We start from the raw sequence: 3,516 nt of genomic DNA on the forward strand, positions 1-3,516 counted from the left end.
GCAGACCGTGCTCAAGCGCGTCAGCGACGCCGACGCCCAGGAAGAAGCCACCCTGGCCGGGCTCGAGCGCTCGGACGAGGGCGGCGTCTAGGGCAGGCCCTAGGCTGGATCTGGATCACAAGATCCCGTTTCGCCGACCTTCGTCGCGGAGACGGGTTTGGGGGCCGCGGCGGATCATCCCGCCCCAACGCCGTCAGCTCAGCTCAGCCCCGCCTGGCCCTTCAGCCGGGCCAGCATGTCCATCGACAGATAGCCGTCGGCCGGCAGGCCGCGATCCAGCTGCCAGGCGCGCAGGGCCTTGCGGGTGCCCGCCCCGACCACGCCGTCGGCCGGGCCGGGATCGAAGCCCAGGCGCGACAGGGCGATCTGGGCGGCCATGCGGTCGGCCAGGGACAGGGGCTGCTCAAAGGGCCAGGGCGTGACCAGGGATTCGCCGCCGCCGAACCGGTCGGCCAGCAGTCCGATGCCCAGGGCGTAGGCGGTCGAGTTGTTATAGGTGCGGATCGCATAGTGGTTGGGCAGGGCCAGGAAGGCCGGCCCATTGGCGCCGGCCGGCAGGATCAGGCCGGCGACCGCGGCGGCGTCGGCCGGGGTCCAGGGCAGGCCGTCGGCCCGCTTGACGCCCTTGGCCGCCCACCAGGCCGGAAGCTCGCGCGGGCCCTCGGCCAGGCTGTAGTCGAAGTCGGCCGGCAGGATCACTTCGCGGGCCCAGCCCACCCCGGGCTTCCAGCCGCCCTTGGCCAGCAGGTTGGCGGCGCTGGCCAGGCTGTCGCTGTCGCTGCCCCAGATGTCGCGGCGCCCGTCGCCGTCATGGTCGACCGCCGTGGCGCGATAGTTGGACGGCAGGAACTGGGTCTGGCCCATGGCCCCGGCCCACGAGCCCTTGAGCTGGGCGCGGGTGACCTCGCCCGATTCGATGATCTTCAGGGCGGCGATCAGTTCGCCCTCGGCCCAGGCGCGGCGGCGGCCGTCGGCGGCCAGGCTGGCCATCGAGCGGACCACGTCGAAATTGCCCTGGATCTTGCCGAAGGCTGATTCCATCGCCCAGACCGCCAGCAGGATGTCGCGCGGCACGCCGTAGCGGCTCTCGACACCCGGCAGGAAGGCCAGGTCCTGGCGCTTGGCGCGGCCCACCGCCACCCGGTCGTCGCTGATCACGCCCTTGATATAGTCGCCGACCGGCTTGGAGAATTCCGGCTGCTTGCCGTCCAGGGACACCACGCGCGGCTCGGGCGTCACGCCGGACAGCTCGCGGTCCAGGGTCGCGGCGCTGACGCCCGCCGCCAGGGCCTTGACCCGGAAGGCGGCCAGCCAGGCGTCGAAGTCCACCGCGCCGGGCGGCAATTGCGCGACGACCGGGGCGGGGGCCATCGAGGGCGGCGGGGCCGAGGCGGCCGGCGGGGCGGGCGTCGCCACCGAGATCGCCAGCGGCGCATTGGCCGAGGCGTCGGCGCAGCCGGCCAGCAACAGAAGGAGGAAAATTCGCTTGTCCATCCTGTCAGGCTAGCGGCTTCGGCCCGAAAGCGGCAATCACAAGGACGACAGAGCGGTGACGTTTCGTCGACCCTGTCCCGGCCTGGCGCATTGACTCTCCTGCCTGCCCTGCTTATAGGCCTGCCCTCCGAAACATCCCGGATGTTCCTTTCGCCACATGGCGGCCGCGAACCTCTCCGCTGAGTATAGAGACGGTCATGAAGGTTCGTAGCTCGCTGAAGTCGCTGAAGTCGCGTCACCGCGATTGCAAGCTGGTTCGCCGCAAGGGCGTCATCTACATCATCAACAAGACCGACCCGCGCTTCAAAGCCAAGCAGGGCTGATGACGGTGGCCGGCTCTCCCAGGGCGCTGCTCTGGGACGTCGGCAATGTCATCGTGCGCTGGAATCCGCGCACGCTCTTCGCGAAGATCTTCAAGGAACCCGCCGAACTCGACGGGTTCCTTTCGCGTGTCTGCACCATGGACTGGCACGCTGAAACCGATCGCGGCCTGACCTTCGCCGACAATATCGCCCGCCTGACCCAGCTGCATCCGCACCACGCCGCGCCGATCGCCGCCTGGTGGGCCCGCTGGCCGGAAATGTTCTCCGGGACCATCGCCGAGACCGAGTCTGTGATGCACGACCTGGCCGCCCGGGGCGTGGCGCAATACGGCCTGACCAACATGTCCAGCGAGTCCTGGCCCGGGGTTCAGGCGATGAGCCCGGTGTTCGGCCATTTCCGCGACGTGGTCGTCTCGGCCGAGGAGGGCGTGATCAAGCCGGAGCGGCGGATCTACGAGATCGTGCTGCAACGCACCGGCCTGGCCGCCGCCGATCTGCTGTTCGTCGACGACAACCCCGACAACATCGCCGCCGCCGAGGCCCTGGGCTTTCACACCCATCTGTTCGACGATCCGGCCGCGCTTCGGCCGACGATTCAGGCGCACGGCCTGCTGTAAAACCGGTTCCCGTTTGGGTGCGCCGAGACTATGGTCCGCGCCCATTCCATCCCTGTGCGAAAGACCTTCCCATGGCCGACGACGCCGCCCATTCCGACGTCCTCAACTCCACCGCCCAAGGCCAGCTGAAGTCGATCATCGACCGCATCGAGCGCCTGGAAACCGAGAAGTCCGAGATCGCCGAGCAGATCAAGGAGGTCTATGCCGAGGCCAAGGGCAATGGCTTCGACGTCAAGATCCTGCGCAAGGTGGTCCGCATCCTCAAGCAGGACCGCGCCAAGCGCCAGGAAGAGGACGCCATCCTCGACCTCTACCTGGCGGCCGTCGGCGCGATCTAGGGTCCCTGGCCCTCTCCCTCCGGGGAGAGGGTTTGCGTCGGCGGGATCGCGCGTCATAGTCTCGTTCATGCGCGCCAAGAAGCCGCCCGATCCCCGCGCCCAGGCCCGCAAGGCCGCCCTCAACGCGCTCAAGCGCGCCCGGCGCACCGCCGACAAGGCCGGGATCGAGCTGTCCGACTGGGAGGGCGAGTTCCTCGGCTCGGTGGCCCAGCGGATCGAGACCTATGGCCGGGCCTTCGGCGACCCTGAAAAGGGCGGGGCCGGCCAGGCGATGTCGGTCAACCAGACCATCAAGCTCAAGGAAATCGCCGCCAAGGCCAAGGGCGAGAAAAAGCCGATGAAGCGCGGCCGCGGCTTCGGTCGGCCCGGGCCAAGCCCGCCGAGGTCAACGAGGACGAGGGCTGACCTCCCGGCCTGGCGATCGAAATCAGAGCCGGCGGTTCCCTCCGGCCCCGGGCCGCGCTAAACCTTGGCCATGAGCAAGTTCGAACGCGGTCCGCGCGGCGTCCAGCCCGCCTGACCCAGGGCCAGACCCGCCCGGTATGACGCCCCTGATCTGATCAGCGAGACGCCGCGCGCCCGCGCGGCTCCCTGGGCGGCCAAGGCCGTCGGCGACCTCTCCGGACCTTTTCTGATGACCCACTCCAAACTCGACTGGTCGCAACGCTTCAGCGCCCGCATGTCCCGCGTCCGCGCCAGCGAGATTCGCGAGCTGCTCAAGCTGCTCGACCAGCCCGACATCCT

General features: G+C 69.2%; 5 protein-coding genes and 1 pseudogene. 5 read left to right on the forward strand and 1 reads right to left on the reverse strand.

Going from position 1 to position 3,516, the window contains the following annotated elements; genetic code table 11:
• Window positions 1-198: 198 nt before the first annotated feature.
• Window positions 199-1,494 (reverse strand): lytic murein transglycosylase, encoded by a 1,296-nt coding sequence (locus CSW58_RS10910; protein ID WP_099447303.1) that lies wholly within the window; start codon window positions 1,492-1,494, stop codon window positions 199-201.
• A gap of 197 nt (window positions 1,495-1,691) precedes the next feature.
• Between CSW58_RS10910 and ykgO the strand changes: the two genes are divergently transcribed.
• The 5 genes and pseudogenes from ykgO to CSW58_RS15315 form a co-directional block, all read left to right on the forward strand.
• Window positions 1,692-1,817, forward strand: coding sequence for a type B 50S ribosomal protein L36 (gene ykgO / locus CSW58_RS10915; RefSeq protein ID WP_099447304.1), 126 nt, complete (start codon window positions 1,692-1,694; stop codon window positions 1,815-1,817).
• Window positions 1,817-2,434 (forward strand): HAD family phosphatase, encoded by a 618-nt coding sequence (locus tag CSW58_RS10920; protein WP_099447305.1) that lies wholly within the window; start codon window positions 1,817-1,819, stop codon window positions 2,432-2,434. Before ykgO ends, CSW58_RS10920 begins: the two co-directional genes overlap by 1 nt.
• A 71-nt stretch (window positions 2,435-2,505) precedes the next feature.
• Window positions 2,506-2,772: a DUF2312 domain-containing protein gene (locus CSW58_RS10925; protein ID WP_099447306.1), complete on the forward strand. Its 267-nt coding sequence runs from the start codon at window positions 2,506-2,508 to the stop codon at window positions 2,770-2,772.
• A gap of 67 nt (window positions 2,773-2,839) precedes the next feature.
• Window positions 2,840-3,151, forward strand: a pseudogene (locus CSW58_RS10930) (hypothetical protein); the annotation flags it as partial.
• Window positions 3,152-3,406: 255 nt separating this feature from the next.
• On the forward strand, window positions 3,407-3,516 hold a 110-nt coding region (locus CSW58_RS15315; RefSeq protein ID WP_236627785.1), incomplete at its 3' end, for a hypothetical protein.

The sequence above is a fragment of the Caulobacter sp. B11 genome (assembly GCF_002737765.1).
Lineage (GTDB): Bacteria > Pseudomonadota > Alphaproteobacteria > Caulobacterales > Caulobacteraceae > Caulobacter.

Bases quoted from the DNA above. Each gene is read 5' to 3' on its own strand.
- ykgO (WP_099447304.1), top strand. From the start codon at position 1,692: ATGAAGGTTCGTAGCTCGCTGAAGTCGCTGAAGTCGCGTCACCGCGAT.
- CSW58_RS10920 (WP_099447305.1), top strand. From the start codon at position 1,817: ATGACGGTGGCCGGCTCTCCCAGGGCGCTGCTCTGGGACGTCGGCAAT.
- CSW58_RS10910 (WP_099447303.1), bottom strand. From the start codon at position 1,494: ATGGACAAGCGAATTTTCCTCCTTCTGTTGCTGGCCGGCTGCGCCGAC.
- CSW58_RS10925 (WP_099447306.1), top strand. From the start codon at position 2,506: ATGGCCGACGACGCCGCCCATTCCGACGTCCTCAACTCCACCGCCCAA.